This window comes from Mesorhizobium sp. Arg314 (genome assembly GCF_053714275.1).
This window is the reverse complement of sequence record NZ_JBSKBP010000002.1, coordinates 288550-304621: the sequence shown is the minus strand read 5'-3', so window position 1 is coordinate 304621 and position 16072 is coordinate 288550. Positions and strand designations below refer to the sequence as shown.

Below are 16072 nucleotides of genomic sequence, written 5' to 3'. Positions count from 1 at the left end.
CGCGGCCGCGCATACGACCGGTGTTTTGGAGGCGGCTCCTTACAATGCTTTGGCGGCATTTCCAAGCCCGTGGCCGGGAATATGGGAAGCAATGCGGTCATTGCAACGATTTATGCCGCATGAGCCCAGAGACCGTTTCGAAATTCGCTCCGGCGAGTCATATGGTGGCGGTTTCGAGAACCGGCCTACGCCGGCCGTAGCCTTCATTGAGCGGAGACCCTTATGAGGGCTTCGGCCGGCGAAGGCCGGAGCGCAGCGGACATTCAGTCCGTGAGCCTGCGCATGACCCCGAAAATCGAAATGGATTTTCGGAAAGGATCATGCGCCAAGTAAAATTGTTGCAGCGTCCTTTGCGCGTCCAACAGGACGCGCGGCGCTGCAGTAGCGCAGAAAACGCCGCCAGATGACCGATGGAGTAGAATTTCCAAACGGGTCTCTAAGCGATGTTCATGTAAGCTTCGGCAATAGCCAGGAAGTCGGCCGCCTTCAGGCTGGCGCCGCCGACCAGGGCGCCGTCGACATTCTCGACGCCGAGCAGTTCCACCGCGTTGGAAGGCTTGACCGAGCCGCCATAAAGAATGCGCATCCTGGCCGCGGCATCGCCGAGCAATCCGGTCAGCTTGCGGCGGATATGCGCATGCGCCTCCGCGACGTCGGCTGCGGTCGGGGTCAGGCCGGTGCCGATGGCCCAGACCGGCTCATAGGCGACGATGGTGTTCGTTGCGGTAGCGCTCGTCGGAACGGAGCCTTCGAGCTGGCGCGCCAATATACCGAGCGTTGCGCCCGCCTCGCGTTCGGCACGCGTCTCGCCGATGCAGATGATGGCCACCAGCCCTGCCCGCCATGCGGCCGATGCCTTGGCAAGGACAATCGCATCGTCCTCACCGAACAGCTCGCGGCGTTCGGAGTGGCCGACGATGACGTGGCTCGCGCCGGCGTCCTTGAGCATCTCGGCCGAAATCTCGCCCGTAAAGGCGCCGCTCTCCTTGGCATGGCAATCCTCTCCGCCGGCCCGCACCGGCGTGCGCGACAGGATCTCGGCGGCGCGCTGGAGCAAAGTCGCAGGCACGCACACCACCGCTTCGGTCTCCGCATCGAGCCCGCTCATGAACCCGTTGCCGATCGACCGTAGTTCGTTGAGCGAGGCGCTGGTGCCGTTCATTTTCCAGTTGCCGGCGACAAGCGGGCGGATTCCAGGGGTCATGGGGCGCTTTCTCCGAGCGACATTAAGCAGCGCCCTCACTACCAAAATCCGGTCACAAAGCAATCGACAGTGGACCGGAAGGGCGCTATTGCGCTTGTTTCAAACTCGGCGCATGCGAAAATGCGCAAAACTCGGAAGTATGCATGCTTGGTATATTGAGAAGCGCGGCGGGCACCTGGGTCGCGAAGGCGTTGCTGTCCTTGCTGGTGGTCAGTTTCCTCGCCTGGGGCGCGACCACGCGCATGGTGGGTGGCGTGCTGGGCGGCCATCACGCGGTGATCACGGCCGGCGGCACGGAAGTCTCGATCAACGAGTACCGCCTCGCTTATGATCGCCAGGTCAGCCTGCTGTCGCAGCAATATGGCCAGCGCGTCACCCAGGAACAGGCCAAGCTGCTAGGCGTCGACAACCAGGTGCTGTCGCAGCTCGTTTCGGGCGCAGTGCTCGACGAACAGGCGCGCAAGCTCGGGCTTGGCCTTTCCAAGGATCGGCTGGCCGAACTGACGCGCGAGGATCCGGCCTTCAAGGGCCCCGGCGGCCAATTCGATCGCCGGACCTTCGAGTATCTCCTGCACCAGCTCGGCATGCGGCCGGAGGACTATCTCAAGAACCGCTCGCAGGTGGCTGTGCGCCAGCAGATCGTCGAGGCGATTTCCGACGGCCTGAAGGTTCCGCAGACCTTCCTGAAGGCGGTCTCTCTCTATCGCGGCGAGGACCGCACGATCGACTATCTCGCGCTGCCGAAGACGCTCGTGCAACCGATCGAGGCGCCGTCCGACAGCGCTCTCAACACCTATTTCGACGCCAACAAGAAGCACTATGCCGCGCCGGAATACCGCAAGTTCTCCTATGCCCGGCTGGAGCCGCAGGACATCATGGATCCGTCCGCGGTGACCGACAGCCAGGTCAGCGACGACTACAAAAAGAATGTCGCGCGCTACACGACGCCCGAGATGCGCACTATCGAACAGCTGGTGTTCAAGACGCCGGATGGGGCCAAGGCGGCCTACGATTCGCTGAAGGCAGGCGCCACTTTCGACAAGCTCGTCACCGCTGAAGGCAAGACGCAGGCCGACACGCTGCTCGGCACGCTGGCCAAGGACAAGATCGCCGACAAGGCGGTGGCCGATGCCGCCTTCTCGCTCAATGCCAACGAGGTGAGCCAGGTCGTCCAGGGCGCATTCGGTCCCGTGCTCTTGCGTGTCACCGAGATCAAGCCGCAGGTGGTGAAGCCGCTTTCGGAAGTGACCGGCCAGATCCGCAAGGACCTGGCGCTCGGCGAAGCAAGCCGCATCCTGCTCGACGTGCATGACAGCTACGAGGACACCCGCGCGTCGGGCGCCTCGCTTGCCCAGGCCGCGGACAAGCTGAAGCTCAAGGTCGTCACCATCGACGCCATCGACCGTACCGGCCAGCGGCCGGACGGAACGATCGTCAACGACCTGCCGGTATCAGCCGATCTCATCAAGTCGGTGTTCGCGGCCGAGCCCAATACCGAGAATGAAGGCCTGACGACCGCCGACAACGGTTTCGTCTTCTACGAGGTGCAGTCGGTCACGCCGGCGCGCGACCGCACGCTGGATGAGGTCCGCAAGAAGGTTGCGGCCGACTGGACGGAGGCCGAGACCGACAAGCGGCTCGACGCGAAGGCTCAGGAGCTTGAGAAGCGCCTCAAGGCCGGCACCACGCTCGACGTCATCGCCGGCGAGCTGAAGCTCGACAAACAGACCAAGCGCGGCCTGAAGCGCGAAGCCGACGATGCCGATTTCGGCAAGGAAGGTGCTGCGGCCATGTTCGGCGTCGGCGAAGGCGGCACCGGTCTGATTCCCTCGCCCACCGGCGACGGCCAGATCCTGTTCAAGGTCGCCGAGGTCTTCGAGCCGGCGGGCGCCGATGGCAGCGCGGTGCCGGACGACGCGCAGAAATCCTTCGGCACCGGCATGTCCGACGACCTGCTCGATCAGTTGGTGGCGCAGCTGCAGTCGCAATATAGCGTTCGCATCGATCCGAACGCCGTTTCGCAAGCCCAGACACGATGAGCGCGCTGAAGACACACATAGCCAAGGTCGCCACCGGCACCGCGCTGTCTTTCGAGGAAGCGCGCGAGGCGTTCGACATCATCATGTCGGGCGACGCGACGCCCGGCCAGATCGGCGGCTTCCTGATGGCGCTGCGCGTGCGCGGCGAGACGGTGGGCGAGATATCCGGCGCGGTAGCCACGATGCGCGCCAAGATGCTGCGCGTCGAGGCGCCGCACGGCGCCATCGACATCGTCGGCACCGGCGGCGACAATTCGCATTCGGTCAACATCTCGACCGCTTCGGCCTTCGTCATCGCCGCCGCCGGCGTGCCGGTCGCCAAACACGGCAATCGCGGCCTGTCCTCGCTGACCGGCTCTGCCGACGTGCTGACGGCGCTGGGCGTCAAGATCGACATCCCGCCGGAAATGATCGGCCGCTGCATCCAAGAAACCGGCGTCGGCTTCATGTTCGCGCCGGCGCATCATCCGGCGATGAAGCATGTCGGGCCGACCCGCGTCGAGCTCGGCACGCGCACCATCTTCAACCTGCTCGGGCCGCTGTCGAACCCCGCTGGCGTCAGCCGCCAGATGGTGGGCGTCTTCCTGCCGGAGTGGATCATGCCGGTGGCCGAGACGCTCAAGGCGCTGGGCGCCGATCATGCCTGGGTCGTCCATGGCGATGGCTATGACGAGATCACCACGACGGGCGAGACCCAGGTGGCGGAGCTTGCCGGCGGCGAGATCCGCAGCTTCACCCTGACGCCGGAGGCCGTTGATTTGAAGCGGCACAGCAAGGAAGAGCTGCGCGGCGGCGACGCGGCCTACAACGCCAAGGAACTGCGCGATATGCTGGGCGGAGCCGCCGGTGCTTATCGCGACACGGTGCTGATGAATGCCGGCGCCGGGCTGGTCGTGGCCGGCAGGGTGACGACGCTTGCCGACGGTATCGCCGCTGCGACGCAGGCGATCGACAGCGGCCGCGCGCTTGCGGTGCTGGACAACCTCGTCGAGATTTCGAACGGATAAGGCCTTGTCGGACATCCTGCGCAAGATCGAAGCCTATAAGCGCGATGAGATCGCCGCGGCCAAGCTCGCCGTGCCGTTCGCCGAGATCAAAGCGAAGGCCGGGGCCGCCGAGCCGCCGCGCGGTTTTTTGGCGGCGCTTGAGGCGAAGGGCAGATCGGGGAGCTTCGGCCTGATCGCCGAAATCAAGAAGGCGAGCCCTTCCAAGGGTTTGATCCGTGCCGATTTCGACCCGCCGTCATTGGCGCGAGCCTATGAGAAAGGTGGCGCCGCCTGCCTTTCGGTGCTTACAGACGCACCGTCTTTCCACGGCGCCCCGGAATTTCTCACCAATGCGCGCAAGGCGGTTTCCTTGCCCGCGTTGCGTAAGGATTTCCTGTTCGACCCATACCAGGTCTACGAAGCACGAGCCTGGGGCGCAGACGCCATTCTGATCATCATGGCAAGCGTGGATGATGCCCTGGCGAGCGAATTGGAAGCTATCGCCTTCGAACTCGGAATGGACGCGCTGATCGAAGTGCACGACGAGGCCGAGACGGAGCGCGCGCTAAAACTGTCGTCGCAGCTGATCGGCATCAACAACCGCAATCTGCGGACGTTCCAGACCAGTCTTGAGACTTCCGAGCGGTTGGCGCCGATAGTGCCGGGCGGCTACCTGCTGGTCAGCGAGAGCGGCATCTTCACCCACGAAGATTGCCTCAGGATGCAGAGGACCGGCATCAGCACCTTCCTCGTCGGCGAGAGCTTGATGCGACAGGCCGACGTGGCCGCAGCGACGAAGTTGCTGCTCACGGGCGAGGCAGCGGCCGAGGCCGTTTGACGATGCCCGCCCTCACCCATCTCGGCACCAAGGGCGAAGCCAACATGGTCGACGTCGGCGACAAGGCCGAGACGACCCGCACGGCGATCGCCGAAGGCTTTGTCTCGATGCGGCCCGAAACGCTGGCGATGATTCTCGCCGGCGACGCCAAGAAGGGCGACGTGTTGGGCACCGCCCGCATTGCCGGGATCATGGCCGCGAAGAAGACGCACGATCTGATCCCGCTTTGTCATCCGCTGCTTCTCACCAAGGTCGCCGTCGAGATCGAGCCGGACCGCACGCTGCCCGGCCTCAAGGTCACGGCGCTCGCCCGCGTCACCGGCAAGACAGGCGTGGAGATGGAGGCGCTGACCGCCGCCTCGGTCGCCTGCCTCACCATCTACGACATGGCCAAGGCAGTGGACCGCGGCATGGTGATTTCCGGCATCCGGCTGGTCGAGAAGACCGGCGGCAAGTCGGGCAACTACAAGGCGGCCCCCTGATGGCGCTGGTCCCGGTCGCCGAAGCGCTCGAACGCCTGCTCGACGGCGCGGCGCCATTGCCGGGCGAAAGCATTCCGCTGGCGGAAGCGGCCGGACGGGTCCTGGCGGAGCCGGTGGTGGCGCTGCGCACGCAGCCGCCTTTCAACGCCTCCGCGATGGATGGCTATGCCGCGCGTTCCACCGATGTTGCTTCGGTGCCGGCGCAGCTCGAGGTGATAGGCACGGCGCCTGCCGGGCGCGGCTTCCCCGGAACCGTCGGGAAAGGCCAGGCTGTTCGGATATTTACCGGCGCGCCGCTGCCTGAAGGCGCCGACACCATCGTCATCCAGGAAAACGTCCGTGACCTTGGCGACAGCAAGATCGAGGTGATGGCGCCGACCGCGCAAGGACGCAATATCCGCCGCCGCGGGCTCGACTTCGGCCAGGGCGATGTGCTGCTCGAAAAGGGTCGCGCGCTCGATGCGGCAGCGCTTTCGCTGGCGGCGTCGGCCAACCACCCGAGCCTGAGCGTCGTGCGTCGGCCGCTGGTCGCGATCATCGCGACAGGCGACGAATTGCTGCCGCCTGGCAGCACGCTCGGCCCCGACCAGATCATTTCGTCCAATGCCTATGGCGTTGCCGCCGCCGCACAGTCGGTCGGCGCGCGCGCCCTCGATCTCGGCATCGCCGCCGACCGCCAGGAGGCGATCGCCGCGCTGGTCAGGAAAGCGGTCGAGGCGAGCGCCGACGTCATCGTCACGCTCGGCGGCGCCTCGGTCGGCGATCACGACCTGATCCATGACGTGCTCACTAGCGAAGGCATGAAGCTCGACTTCTGGAAGATCGCCATGCGCCCCGGCAAACCGCTGATGTTCGGCCGGCTTGGCAATGTCCGCTGCGTCGGCCTGCCCGGCAATCCGGTGGCGAGCATCGTCTGCTCGCAATTGTTCCTGAAGCCGCTCCTTGCCCGGCTCGGCGGCCGTGATCACGGGCAGGACGTGCGAACCGCCAGGCTGGGCGCCGCGATGCAGGCCAACGATCTCAGGCAGGACTATGTTCGCGCCGTGGTGCGCAATGATGCCGGCACACTGGTCGCAACCCCGTTCGGCATCCAGGACTCCTCGATGCTGCGGATGCTCGCCGACGCCAACGGCCTGATCGTGCGCGAGCCCTTCGCGCCAGCTGCCGACGCCGGCGGCGAATGCAACGTGCTGATGCTGCGCTAAACAGACTTCGACGAAGCCGATCGTTAATGCGCCGACGAAGTCGATCGCTCATACGTCGACGAAGTCGATCGTAATCCCTATTCGTCGACCAGCCTGCGGGTCAGAGGATGATCCGGATCGGCGAGACCATCGACAACGTTGAAATGATGCCGATCCGGCTCGACCACTGAACCGGTCGCAGCGCCGAGACCGGTCCAGATATTGGCCAGCAACGCGCTCTGGCGCAGGAATTCCGAACGCTCGCCGCCGCCGGCCCAACAGTTGATGCGCGCTCCCTGCCGAGGCCGCAGCAGCGCCGGGCTTTCGCTCAACGCTTCCCGCTCATCGATGTGCAGGGTCTCGTTCAGCGCGGTGAACATCAGCGGTCGCAGGTCGTGCAGGCCTGAAATCGAAATGACCTGGCGTATGCGCCGCGCCACATCGGATGCCAGCGGTGACGTCGTGGTCGCCATGCGACTGGCCAGATGTCCACCGGCAGAGTGCCCGGTCAGCATCAGCGGGCCATCGACCATCGCCGCCGCCTTGCCGATCGCGACCGAGACTTCACTGACGATGCCGCTGATCCTGATCTGAGGGCAAAGCGTGTAGGAGGGCATGGCGACGGCAAATCCGCGCCCGACCGCGCCTCCAGCCAGATGCGACCACGAGCTCCCGTCCGACTCCATCCAGTAGCCGCCGTGGATGAACACCACGAGCCCCCTTGGCGCTGCCAATGGGAGAAAGAGATCGAACCGGTTGCGCGGCGCCTTGCCATAGACGATGTCGAGCCTCGCCCTGCCCTCTGCCAGCAGCTTTTCGCGAAAAGCTTGAGCCGGGCCATCCCAGGCCGCCGGCCAACGGTCGCCGCCGGCGATGTTCGCGCCGTTGGCGTAGGCGTTGTCCCAATCCGCGATGCGATGTTCGACCACAAGCCCCCTCCAAGACGCGCCGGTTTCATTCAGCAATGGCCGGCTGCGGACAAGACGTCAATGCACCGACGCAAAACATTTTAGGCTTGAAACAAATTTGGGCTGATGCGATCCTCGCTAACGAACAGCCGACAATGGGAGGTCTGCTGAACTGCCCAAACCTGCATCCGCTCGCCCTCAGGTGGCGTCGCGCGGCAGGCGTGGCTGGGTGGCGGCAAACCTCCTCCGGGAGGCAGGGAGGATAGCGGCACCATGCTTGGACCTTCAGCGCATACCGACACGTTCACGCGCGATAACCTGCCGCCGCCGGAGCAATGGCCGGACTTCCTTCTGGACGGCTTCGACTATCCCGAAAGCCTCAACGCCGGCGTCGAACTGACCGACAGGCTGGTCGACAAGGGTTTTGGCGATCGCACCGCGCTGATCGGCAACGGCCGTCGCCGCACTTACAAGGAATTGTCCGACTGGACGAACAGGCTGGCCCATGCCCTGGTCGAAAACTACGGAGTGAAGCCGGGCAACCGCGTGCTGATCCGCTCGGCGAACAACCCCGCCATGGTCGCCTGCTGGCTGGCCGCCACCAAGGTCGGCGCGGTTGTCGTCAACACCATGCCGATGCTGCGTGCCGGCGAGCTCGCCAAGATCGTCGACAAGGCGGAAATCGGCGTCGCGCTTTGCGACACAAGGCTGATGGACGAGATGACGGCCTGCGCCAAGGAGAGCGCGTTCCTCAAACAGGTCATCGGTTTCGACGGCACCGCCAACCATGATGCCGAGCTGGATCGCGCCGCTCTCGACAAGCCAGTCACCTTCAAGGCGGTCGACACCGGTCGTGACGATGTCGCGCTGCTCGGCTTCACGTCGGGCACGACCGGCGTGCCGAAAGCGACCATGCATTTCCATCGCGACCTATTGATCATCGCCGACGCCTACGCCCGCGAGATTCTCCAGGTGACGCCCGACGACATATTTGTCGGCTCGCCGCCACTGGCCTTCACCTTCGGCCTCGGCGGGCTCGCTATTTTTCCGCTGCGCTTCGGGGCTGCCGCGACGTTGCTGGAGCAGGCGACGCCGCCCAACATGATCGCCATCATCGAGACCTACAGGGCGACCATCTCCTTCACGGCGCCGACGGCCTACAGGGCCATGCTGAAGGCCATGGATGAAGGTGCCGACCTGTCGTCGCTGCGCGTTGCCGTTTCGGCCGGCGAGACATTGCCCGCCCCTGTCTTCGAAGAGTGGACCAGAAAGACCGGCAAGCCGATCCTGGACGGCATCGGGGCTACCGAGATGCTGCACATCTTCATCTCCAACCGCTTCGGCGACATGAAGCCGGCTTCGACCGGCAAGCCGGTGGGCGGCTACGAGGCGCGCATCGTCGACTACGAGATGCGCGAGTTGCCGCGCGGCGCGACAGGCAGGCTGGCGGTGCGCGGACCGACAGGCTGCCGCTACATGGCCGACGATCGCCAGAAGGACTATGTCCGTGGCGGCTGGAACCTGACGGGCGACACCTTCGTGCAGGACGAGGACGGCTTCTTCCATTTCGCCGCCCGCTCCGACGACATGATCGTCAGCGCCGGCTACAACATTGCCGGGCCGGAGGTGGAAGCCGCGTTGCTGTCGCATCCGGATGTCGCGGAATGCGCCGTCATCGGCGCCGAGGACGCCGAACGCGGCCAGATCGTGGAGGCGCATGTCGTGCTGGTGCCGGGCGCGGCGGCGGATGCGGCGACCGTCAAGCGCCTCCAGGACCACGTCAAGGCGACGATCGCACCTTACAAATACCCGCGGTCGGTCAAGTTCATCGCGGCCTTGCCCAAGACCCAGACCGGCAAGATCCAGCGCTTTCGCCTGCGCGCAGAAAAGACCCATTGAGCGGGCGATCCCGTTTCAGGTGACGGCCTCCTTGACGGCATAGCGTGCATCCTGCCAGGCGCCGGTGCGCAGGATGTCTTCCAGCACGTCGACGGCATCCCAGACATCCCGGTAGCCGACATAAAGCGGCGTGAACCCGAAACGAACGGTCGACGGCGCGCGGAAATCGCCGATCACGCCGCGCTCGATCAAGGCGCGCATCACCTGATAGCCATGCGGATGGGCGAACGAAACCTGGCTGCCGCGCTCGGCGCCGTTGCGCGGGCTTTCCAGCTCAAGACCGAAGGCGCCACATCTGACTTCGACAAGCCGGATGAACAGGTCCGTCAGCGCGATGCTTTTGCCGCGCACAGCCGTCATGTCGACTTCGTCCCAGAGATCCAGCGCTCCTTTCAGCGCCCGCATCGACAGCACCGGCTGCGTTCCGCACAGGAACCGCCGGATGCCCGTGCCGGCGGCATAGCCCTGCTCGAACGCGAACGGCCGGGCATGACCCCACCAGCCGCTGAGCGGCTGGCGAATGTCGCCATGGTGGCGGTTCGCGGCATAGATGAAGGCCGGCGCGCCCGGCCCGCCATTGAGATATTTGTAGGTGCAGCCGATGGCGAAATCGGCATTCGAGCCGTCGAGATCCACCGGCAGGGCGCCGGCCGTGTGGCACAGGTCCCAGACGATCAGCGCACCGGCGTCGTGGGCCTTGCGCGTCAGGGCCGCCATGTCGCGCAGTCGGCCGGACCTGTAGTTGACGTGGTTGACCAGGATGACCGCGACGCGATCGTCGACCAGCTCTTCGATCGCCGGGGCATCGACACCTTCGAGCCGCAGCACCGTGCCCGGCCGCGTCGAGGCCACCCCTTCCGCCATGTAGAGGTCGGTCGGAAAGCTGTCGCCTTCGGCAACGATCACCGAGCGCTCGGGCCGCGTTGCAAGTGCCGCGTGCAGGACCTTGTAGATGTTGATCGAGGTCGTGTCGCACACCACGCTCTGGCCCGGCGCGGCGCCGATCAGACGCCCGAGCCGGTCGCCCAGCCCGACAGGCATGTCGAACCAGCGGGCTGTGTTCCAGGCACGGATGAGATCCTGCGCCCATTCCTGCTTCGCGGCCGTCTCGACCTCGTTGAAGACGTTGACCGAAGCAGCGCCCAGCGAATTGCCGTCAAGGTATATGACGCCTTCCGGCAAGACGAAGCGACCGCGCATGGCGCGCAGCGGATCAGCGGCATCCATTGCCTCGATCTCGGCCAGATCAGGAATTCCCCTCATTGTGCTACCGCCTCCATTTCGACCCGGCGCCGCTCGCACTACATCGTCAGGCGGCCAAGCGGTTGTCTCACCACCGTCGGCGGCAGGGCAAGAACCTTTCGTCCTATGTTAGCTGGTCCATAGACGGCGAAAACTGTGAACCGGAAAACCGCCGAGGTTGGCATTTTGGGTTCGTTTCGTTCACGGTGCAGCACGCGCACCGAGGAGTCGGCGCGATCTCACCCGGCACTTTCGTGATGATGCCACCTCACGTTTCAGCTTAAGGACGAGCCGCAAAATCGAGCGGAATCAATGTCGCCGCCCGGCTAGCGGCGGCCAGGGCACCATCGGATGCAACATTGTTTCGGCGGCCTTAACAAATTCATTAAACTTTAAACGGTTGCGGAACACAACTGGAACAGATAGTGTTTGTTCTGGGTTTGTTTTTCTGATTCTGGTTTCAGAACCCGTGGGGGCCGCCAATGCTGACGCGCAAACAACATGAACTCCTGATGTTCATCCATGAACGCCTGAAGGAGAGCGGGATTCCTCCATCCTTCGACGAGATGAAGGAGGCGCTCGATCTTGCCTCGAAGTCCGGTATCCATCGGCTGATCACGGCGCTGGTAGAACGCGGCTTCATTCGCCGGCTGCCGAACCGGGCGCGCGCGCTGGAAGTCTTGCGGCTGCCCGACTCGATCGCGCCTGGCCTGAATGCCGCGAAGAAGTTTTCGCCAAGCGTCATCCAGGGCGGCCAGGGCAATCTCAGCCGCCAGGTCAAGCCGGCGACGTCCTCGCGAGCGCCGACGCCAAGCAATGATGACGACGCCGTTTCGGCGGTATCCATTCCGGTGATGGGCCGCATTGCCGCCGGTGTGCCGATCGACGCCATCCAGCACCAGACGCATTCGATCACGGTGCCGCCGGACATGATCACGGGCGGCGAGCACTATGCGCTGGAAGTCAAGGGCGACTCGATGATCGAGGCCGGCATCTTCGACGGCGACACCGTCATCATCCGCAATGCCAACACGGCAAGCCCGGGCGAGATCGTGGTGGCGCTGGTCGACGATGAGGAAGCGACGCTCAAGCGCTTCCGCCGCAAGGGCGCCTCGATCGCGCTCGAAGCCGCCAACCCGGCCTACGAGACCCGCATCTTTGGGCCGGACCGGGTCAAGGTCCAGGGCAAGCTGGTCGGCCTTATCCGCCGCTACTGAGCAATTTTCAGGAAAAGTGCGCAGCGGTTTTCCGTTCGGAATTGCGTTACGATCTACTGAGACGGTTGCGGGGGCTTGGCACCCATCCTCTCAGGCTTTTTATAAGGCGGCAGGCCCCTCGCCTCGCGAGCGTATTTCCGCTGCTCGTGCCAGGGCCGGTATGGCTTTTCGACCGCGTAGCGAATAGCGGGCCGCGCGGTGGCCGCTTGCCGATCGAAGAACACGGCGGCGCTGCCGTCGCGCGCCAGCTGGCGCTTGGTGACGACAAGCACGCGCGGATCGCGGCAGGGATTGTAGGCCGTGGCGTCGTTGATGACGATAAGGTCGGCAAAGCCGCAGGACGGCCGTGCGCTGTCGCGGTTTTCGGCGAGCGCGACGATCGCGCCGGAGGGATGCCGGCCGATGCAGAGGTCGCCGGTGCAGTAGAAGGGCGAGCCAGGCGGCAGGTCGACGGGATCGGCGATGTCGAGAGCGTCCTTGGCGAATGTCTCCGGCGGCACGATTTCCTCGGCTTTCAGCGCCCGTTTCCAATTGTCGGTGGTGAATTCGTTGGAACGGGCGCGGTTGATGGCAAGCTCGCCGCCGCCGATCGGCATTGCCACCAGATGCGCGTCTTCGGAGATGAGCACATCCGGCGTGCGGACATGCGGAATGGCCAGCAGGGCGGCGAGCGCGAAGGGGACGGCGACAAGCCTTAGCCAGGTGGTGGCCATGGTCGCTATGACCAGCGCGATCGTCGCCAGCAGCACCGACTGGATCGAGATCAACCCGACTGCGTCGACCGGCGAGCGCTCGGAAATCCATGCCGAAATGGCGATCATCGCCGTCAGGCCCTTGCCCATCACATAGAGAAAAGGACCGTCGAAGCCGAAGGGCATGGCCAGCGCGCTCAACACGGCGAACGGCATGACGATCAGCGAGACGATCGGCATGACGGCCAGATTGGCCAGCAGGCTGAGCGGCGACACCCGCTGGAAGTGCCAGATCGCGAACAGCAATGTTGCGCTGCCCGCGATGAGCGACGTCATCGCGGCGCCACCCACTCCAACCGCCAGTTTTCGCGATACGAAGCCGAGGAACGAGCGTTTTGCCGGCGGCGCGGTCGCTTTACCGGCGCGATAATCGGCAAAGCCGGCGTAAGCGCCGACCAGGGCGGCGGTGGCGGCAAAGGACATCTGGAAGCTTGGGCCCACCACTTCGTGCGGCGAGACCAGGATGACGGCGATGGCCGAGATCGCCAGGTTGCGCATCGTCAGCGCCGCGCGGTCGAAGAGCACGGCGACAAGCATGACGGCCAGCATGATGAAGCTTCGCTCGGCCGCCACCACGATGCCGGAGATCACGAGGTAGGCGGCGATCGAGACCAGCGCGATGCCCGCGGCATATTTCTTCACCGGTCGGCGCGACGAGAAGTCCGGAAACAGCGCGAAGGCGCTGCGCAGCAGGACCATGATCGTGCCGGCGACCAGCGCCATGTGCAGGCCGGAGATCGAGATGATGTGGTAGATGCCGGTCCGTCGCATCGACTCGTTGATTGGCTCCGGAATCCCGGCGCGCACGCCGACGATCAGGGCCGCTGCAATCTCGCCTTCGGGACCACCGATGCTGCTCCTGATGTGATCGGCAATCCCCTCCCGCGCGTTTTCTATGGCCGATGCAATGCGTGCGCCGAATGGTGCCCCCATTGGCGCAGTCGGAGCCGGCGCAATCGGCTTTGGGTCGCCCAGGAAAAAGCCGCTGCCGCCGATGCCGGCAAAATAGCTGTCGAAGGAAAAGTCGTAGCTGTCCGGCCGAACCGGGCCCGTCGGCGGTAGCAGCTTGGCATAGCCGGTCAGCATCGACCCGGCCGTCATGTCGGGCGGGATCCTGCGCGCCGAAAGCCTGACGCGGTCCGGTGCGTAACGCAGTGTCGGATGCTCCGTGGACATGAGATCGATGGTCAGCCGCACGCGGCCATTGGCCATTGCTTCGGCGGTGACGAGGCGGCCGGTCAGCCGCGTCTGGATTTCGGACCCCAGCATCGGCGTCGCCATCCGCCAGGTCTCGACCTTGGCCGCAAGAAAGCCGAGCGCGCAGAAAAGGCTCGCCATGAAGACAAGGTGCGTTCTCTGCCAGGAACGCGAGACCGCCGCGCAGACGGCCATCAGAGCCACCGCCGCAAGCGGCCTGTAGAGGTCGGGCTCGGTGCCTAGCGAGAAGTAATAGATGACGCCGGCCGCAAGGAAGACCGGCACCAGCAGGAAGCCGACGCCGCGATCGAGCTCGGTCGCGGCGGCGACGGAAATGCTCCGGCGCAGCGCAGGAAGCGAAACGCGGCCAAGCTGTTTGCGGATCCGGCTGACGGTGCCTGCCGGCGAGGCTGGCTGCAGCGCACCGTCACCGGGTGGCAAAAGCTCGGCTGGTGGACGGAATTCCGGAAGCGAAACCGGCGCTTCTTCAGCGGGCGTGGCATGGGTAAACATCAGGCGTTCGCTGACGCCAGCAGTCGTTCCCTCGCCCTCCTCCGCGCCCCGGCCATGTCCAGCCATCGGGTCTGCCCCTTGCGCCCCAGACCGCCTATGCTACATGAACGCCGGTCGTGTGGAAGTCCGCGCGAAACATGCATTTTTTCAGTGCTTCTTCGAGAGTTCCATGTCCGACAAGGTCGTCACCCGTTTTGCTCCCTCGCCCACCGGCTACCTGCATATAGGCGGGGCGCGCACGGCGCTGTTCAACTGGCTCTATGCCAGGCACACCGGCGGCACGATGCTGCTGCGCATCGAGGACACCGATCGCGAGCGTTCCACCGAGGCCGCCACGGCTGCCATTCTCGACGGACTGACCTGGCTAGGCCTCTCCTGGAACGGCGAAGCCGTTTCGCAGTTCGAGCGCGCCCCGCGCCATCGCGAGGTGGCGGAGCAGCTCGTGCGCATCGGCAAGGCCTATTACAGCTACGAGACCCCGGCCGAGCTCGAGGCGATGCGCGAGGCGGCCCGTGCCAAAGGCCTGCCGCCGCGCTACAACGGCCAGTGGCGCGACCGTGACCCCTCCGAGGCGCCGGCAGGCGTCAAGGGCGCGATCCGCATCAAGGCGCCGACCGAGGGCGAGACGGTCGTGCAGGACCGCGTGCAGGGCGAGGTGCGCTTCCCCAACAAGGATCTCGACGACTTCATCATCCTGCGTTCGGACGGCAACCCGACCTACATGCATGCCGTCGTCGTCGACGACCACGACATGGGCGTCACCCACATCATCCGTGGCGACGACCATCTGACCAACGCCGCGCGCCAGACGGTGATCTATAACGCCATGGGCTGGGACGTGCCGTCGATGTCGCACATCCCGCTGATCCATGGCGCCGACGGCGCCAAGCTGTCGAAGCGGCACGGCGCGCTCGGCGTCGAGGCCTATCGCGCCATGGGCTATCTGCCGGAGGCCCTGCTCAACTATCTGGCCAGGCTCGGCTGGAGCCATGGCGACGACGAGGTGATGTCGATCAAGGACATGATCGCCTGGTTCGACATCGGCGACGTCAACAAGGGCGCGGCCCGCTTCGACTTCGCCAAGCTGGAGGCGCTGAACGGCGTCCATATGCGCAAGATGGACGACAAGGCGCTGTTCGATATCTTCGTCGGTACTCTGCCCTATCTCGATGGCGGTCCGGCGCTCGCGGCAAAGCTCGAAGACAAGCGCAAGGCGCAACTGCTTGCCGCCATGCCGGGCCTCAAGGAGCGGGCCAAGACCCTTGTGGAATTGGTCGACGGCGCGGCGTTCCTGTTCGCCGAGCGGCCGTTGCCGCTGGACGAGAAGGCGTCGGGCCTGCTCACCGCGGATGCGCGCGCGATTTTGCGCGGTGCCCATGGCGCATTGTCTTCTGTCCAGGGCGAGTGGAGCGCCGCTTCGGCGGAGGCTTCGATCCGCGAGTTTGCGCAGGCCGCCGGCCATAAGCTCGGCGCCGTGGCCCAACCGCTCAGGGCCGCGCTGACCGGCCGCAGCACCTCGCCCGGCGTGTTCGACGTACTTGCCGTGCTGGGCCGTCAGGAAAGCCTGGCGCGCATTGGAGATCAAATCGATTAGGAGCGAACTGGCCCAAG

At 65.1% G+C, this 16072-nt stretch carries 12 protein-coding genes; 8 read left to right on the top strand and 4 right to left on the bottom strand.

What is annotated here, in order from left to right; translation table 11 throughout:
- Window positions 1-436: 436 nt before the first annotated feature.
- On the bottom strand, window positions 437-1204 hold the full coding sequence (gene tpiA / locus ACWGS9_RS03575; protein ID WP_454503915.1) for a triose-phosphate isomerase: 768 nt from the start codon (window positions 1202-1204) through the stop codon (window positions 437-439).
- Between the two features lie 143 nt (window positions 1205-1347).
- On the opposite strand from tpiA, the gene ACWGS9_RS03570 reads away from it, so the two are divergent.
- The 5 genes from ACWGS9_RS03570 to ACWGS9_RS03550 are packed head-to-tail and all read left to right on the top strand — an operon-like array spanning window position 1348 to window position 6754.
- Window positions 1348-3243, top strand: a complete 1896-nt coding sequence (locus ACWGS9_RS03570) for a peptidylprolyl isomerase (protein ID WP_454503914.1) — start codon at window positions 1348-1350, stop codon at window positions 3241-3243.
- Window positions 3240-4250, top strand: coding sequence for an anthranilate phosphoribosyltransferase (trpD, locus tag ACWGS9_RS03565; RefSeq protein ID WP_454503913.1), 1011 nt, complete (start codon window positions 3240-3242; stop codon window positions 4248-4250). The genes ACWGS9_RS03570 and trpD overlap by 4 nt, the downstream gene beginning before the upstream one ends.
- Window positions 4251-4254: 4 nt before the next feature.
- A complete protein-coding gene (gene trpC, locus ACWGS9_RS03560; protein ID WP_454503912.1) occupies window positions 4255-5067 on the top strand; it encodes an indole-3-glycerol phosphate synthase TrpC in 813 nt (270 codons plus the stop codon).
- 2 nt (window positions 5068-5069) lie between these two features.
- Entirely contained in the window at window positions 5070-5549 is a 480-nt protein-coding gene (gene moaC, locus ACWGS9_RS03555) for a cyclic pyranopterin monophosphate synthase MoaC (protein ID WP_454503970.1), read from the top strand.
- Entirely contained in the window at window positions 5549-6754 is a 1206-nt protein-coding gene (locus ACWGS9_RS03550; protein WP_454503911.1) for a molybdopterin molybdotransferase MoeA, read from the top strand. The genes moaC and ACWGS9_RS03550 overlap by 1 nt, the downstream gene beginning before the upstream one ends.
- A 77-nt stretch (window positions 6755-6831) precedes the next feature.
- On the opposite strand, the gene ACWGS9_RS03545 is transcribed toward ACWGS9_RS03550, so the two are convergent.
- On the bottom strand, window positions 6832-7662 hold the full coding sequence (locus ACWGS9_RS03545) for an alpha/beta hydrolase (protein ID WP_454503910.1): 831 nt from the start codon (window positions 7660-7662) through the stop codon (window positions 6832-6834).
- A 252-nt stretch (window positions 7663-7914) separates the two neighbouring features.
- On the opposite strand from ACWGS9_RS03545, the gene ACWGS9_RS03540 reads away from it, so the two are divergent.
- Window positions 7915-9540 carry an AMP-binding protein gene (locus ACWGS9_RS03540; RefSeq protein ID WP_454503909.1) on the top strand — a complete coding sequence of 542 codons (1626 nt, stop codon included), beginning with the start codon at window positions 7915-7917 and terminating at the stop codon, window positions 9538-9540.
- 15 nt (window positions 9541-9555) lie between these two features.
- Here the strand turns inward: ACWGS9_RS03540 and kynU are convergent, their stop codons facing one another.
- The gene (gene kynU, locus ACWGS9_RS03535; protein ID WP_454503908.1) at window positions 9556-10803 is read right to left on the bottom strand and encodes a kynureninase; all 1248 of its coding nucleotides are present in this window, start codon (window positions 10801-10803) and stop codon (window positions 9556-9558) included.
- 461 nt (window positions 10804-11264) lie between these two features.
- On the opposite strand from kynU, the gene lexA reads away from it, so the two are divergent.
- Entirely contained in the window at window positions 11265-11999 is a 735-nt protein-coding gene (gene lexA, locus ACWGS9_RS03530; protein WP_454503907.1) for a transcriptional repressor LexA, read from the top strand.
- Window positions 12000-12052: 53 nt separating this feature from the next.
- Here lexA and ACWGS9_RS03525 read toward each other — a convergent pair whose 3' ends face one another.
- Window positions 12053-14527, bottom strand: coding sequence for a ComEC/Rec2 family competence protein (locus ACWGS9_RS03525; RefSeq protein ID WP_454503906.1), 2475 nt, complete (start codon window positions 14525-14527; stop codon window positions 12053-12055).
- Between the two features lie 103 nt (window positions 14528-14630).
- Here ACWGS9_RS03525 and gltX point away from each other — a divergent pair, with 103 nt between their 5' ends.
- The gene (gltX, locus tag ACWGS9_RS03520; RefSeq protein ID WP_454503905.1) at window positions 14631-16055 is read left to right on the top strand and encodes a glutamate--tRNA ligase; all 1425 of its coding nucleotides are present in this window, start codon (window positions 14631-14633) and stop codon (window positions 16053-16055) included.
- Window positions 16056-16072: the final 17 nt, after the last annotated feature.

Bases quoted from the DNA above. Each gene is read 5' to 3' on its own strand.
- gltX (WP_454503905.1), top strand. From the start codon at position 14,631: ATGTCCGACAAGGTCGTCACCCGTTTTGCTCCCTCGCCCACCGGCTAC.
- kynU (WP_454503908.1), bottom strand. From the start codon at position 10,803: ATGAGGGGAATTCCTGATCTGGCCGAGATCGAGGCAATGGATGCCGCT.
- ACWGS9_RS03550 (WP_454503911.1), top strand. From the start codon at position 5,549: ATGGCGCTGGTCCCGGTCGCCGAAGCGCTCGAACGCCTGCTCGACGGC.
- tpiA (WP_454503915.1), bottom strand. From the start codon at position 1,204: ATGACCCCTGGAATCCGCCCGCTTGTCGCCGGCAACTGGAAAATGAAC.
- lexA (WP_454503907.1), top strand. From the start codon at position 11,265: ATGCTGACGCGCAAACAACATGAACTCCTGATGTTCATCCATGAACGC.
- ACWGS9_RS03540 (WP_454503909.1), top strand. From the start codon at position 7,915: ATGCTTGGACCTTCAGCGCATACCGACACGTTCACGCGCGATAACCTG.
- ACWGS9_RS03570 (WP_454503914.1), top strand. From the start codon at position 1,348: ATGCTTGGTATATTGAGAAGCGCGGCGGGCACCTGGGTCGCGAAGGCG.
- ACWGS9_RS03525 (WP_454503906.1), bottom strand. From the start codon at position 14,527: ATGGCTGGACATGGCCGGGGCGCGGAGGAGGGCGAGGGAACGACTGCT.
- trpD (WP_454503913.1), top strand. From the start codon at position 3,240: ATGAGCGCGCTGAAGACACACATAGCCAAGGTCGCCACCGGCACCGCG.
- moaC (WP_454503970.1), top strand. From the start codon at position 5,070: ATGCCCGCCCTCACCCATCTCGGCACCAAGGGCGAAGCCAACATGGTC.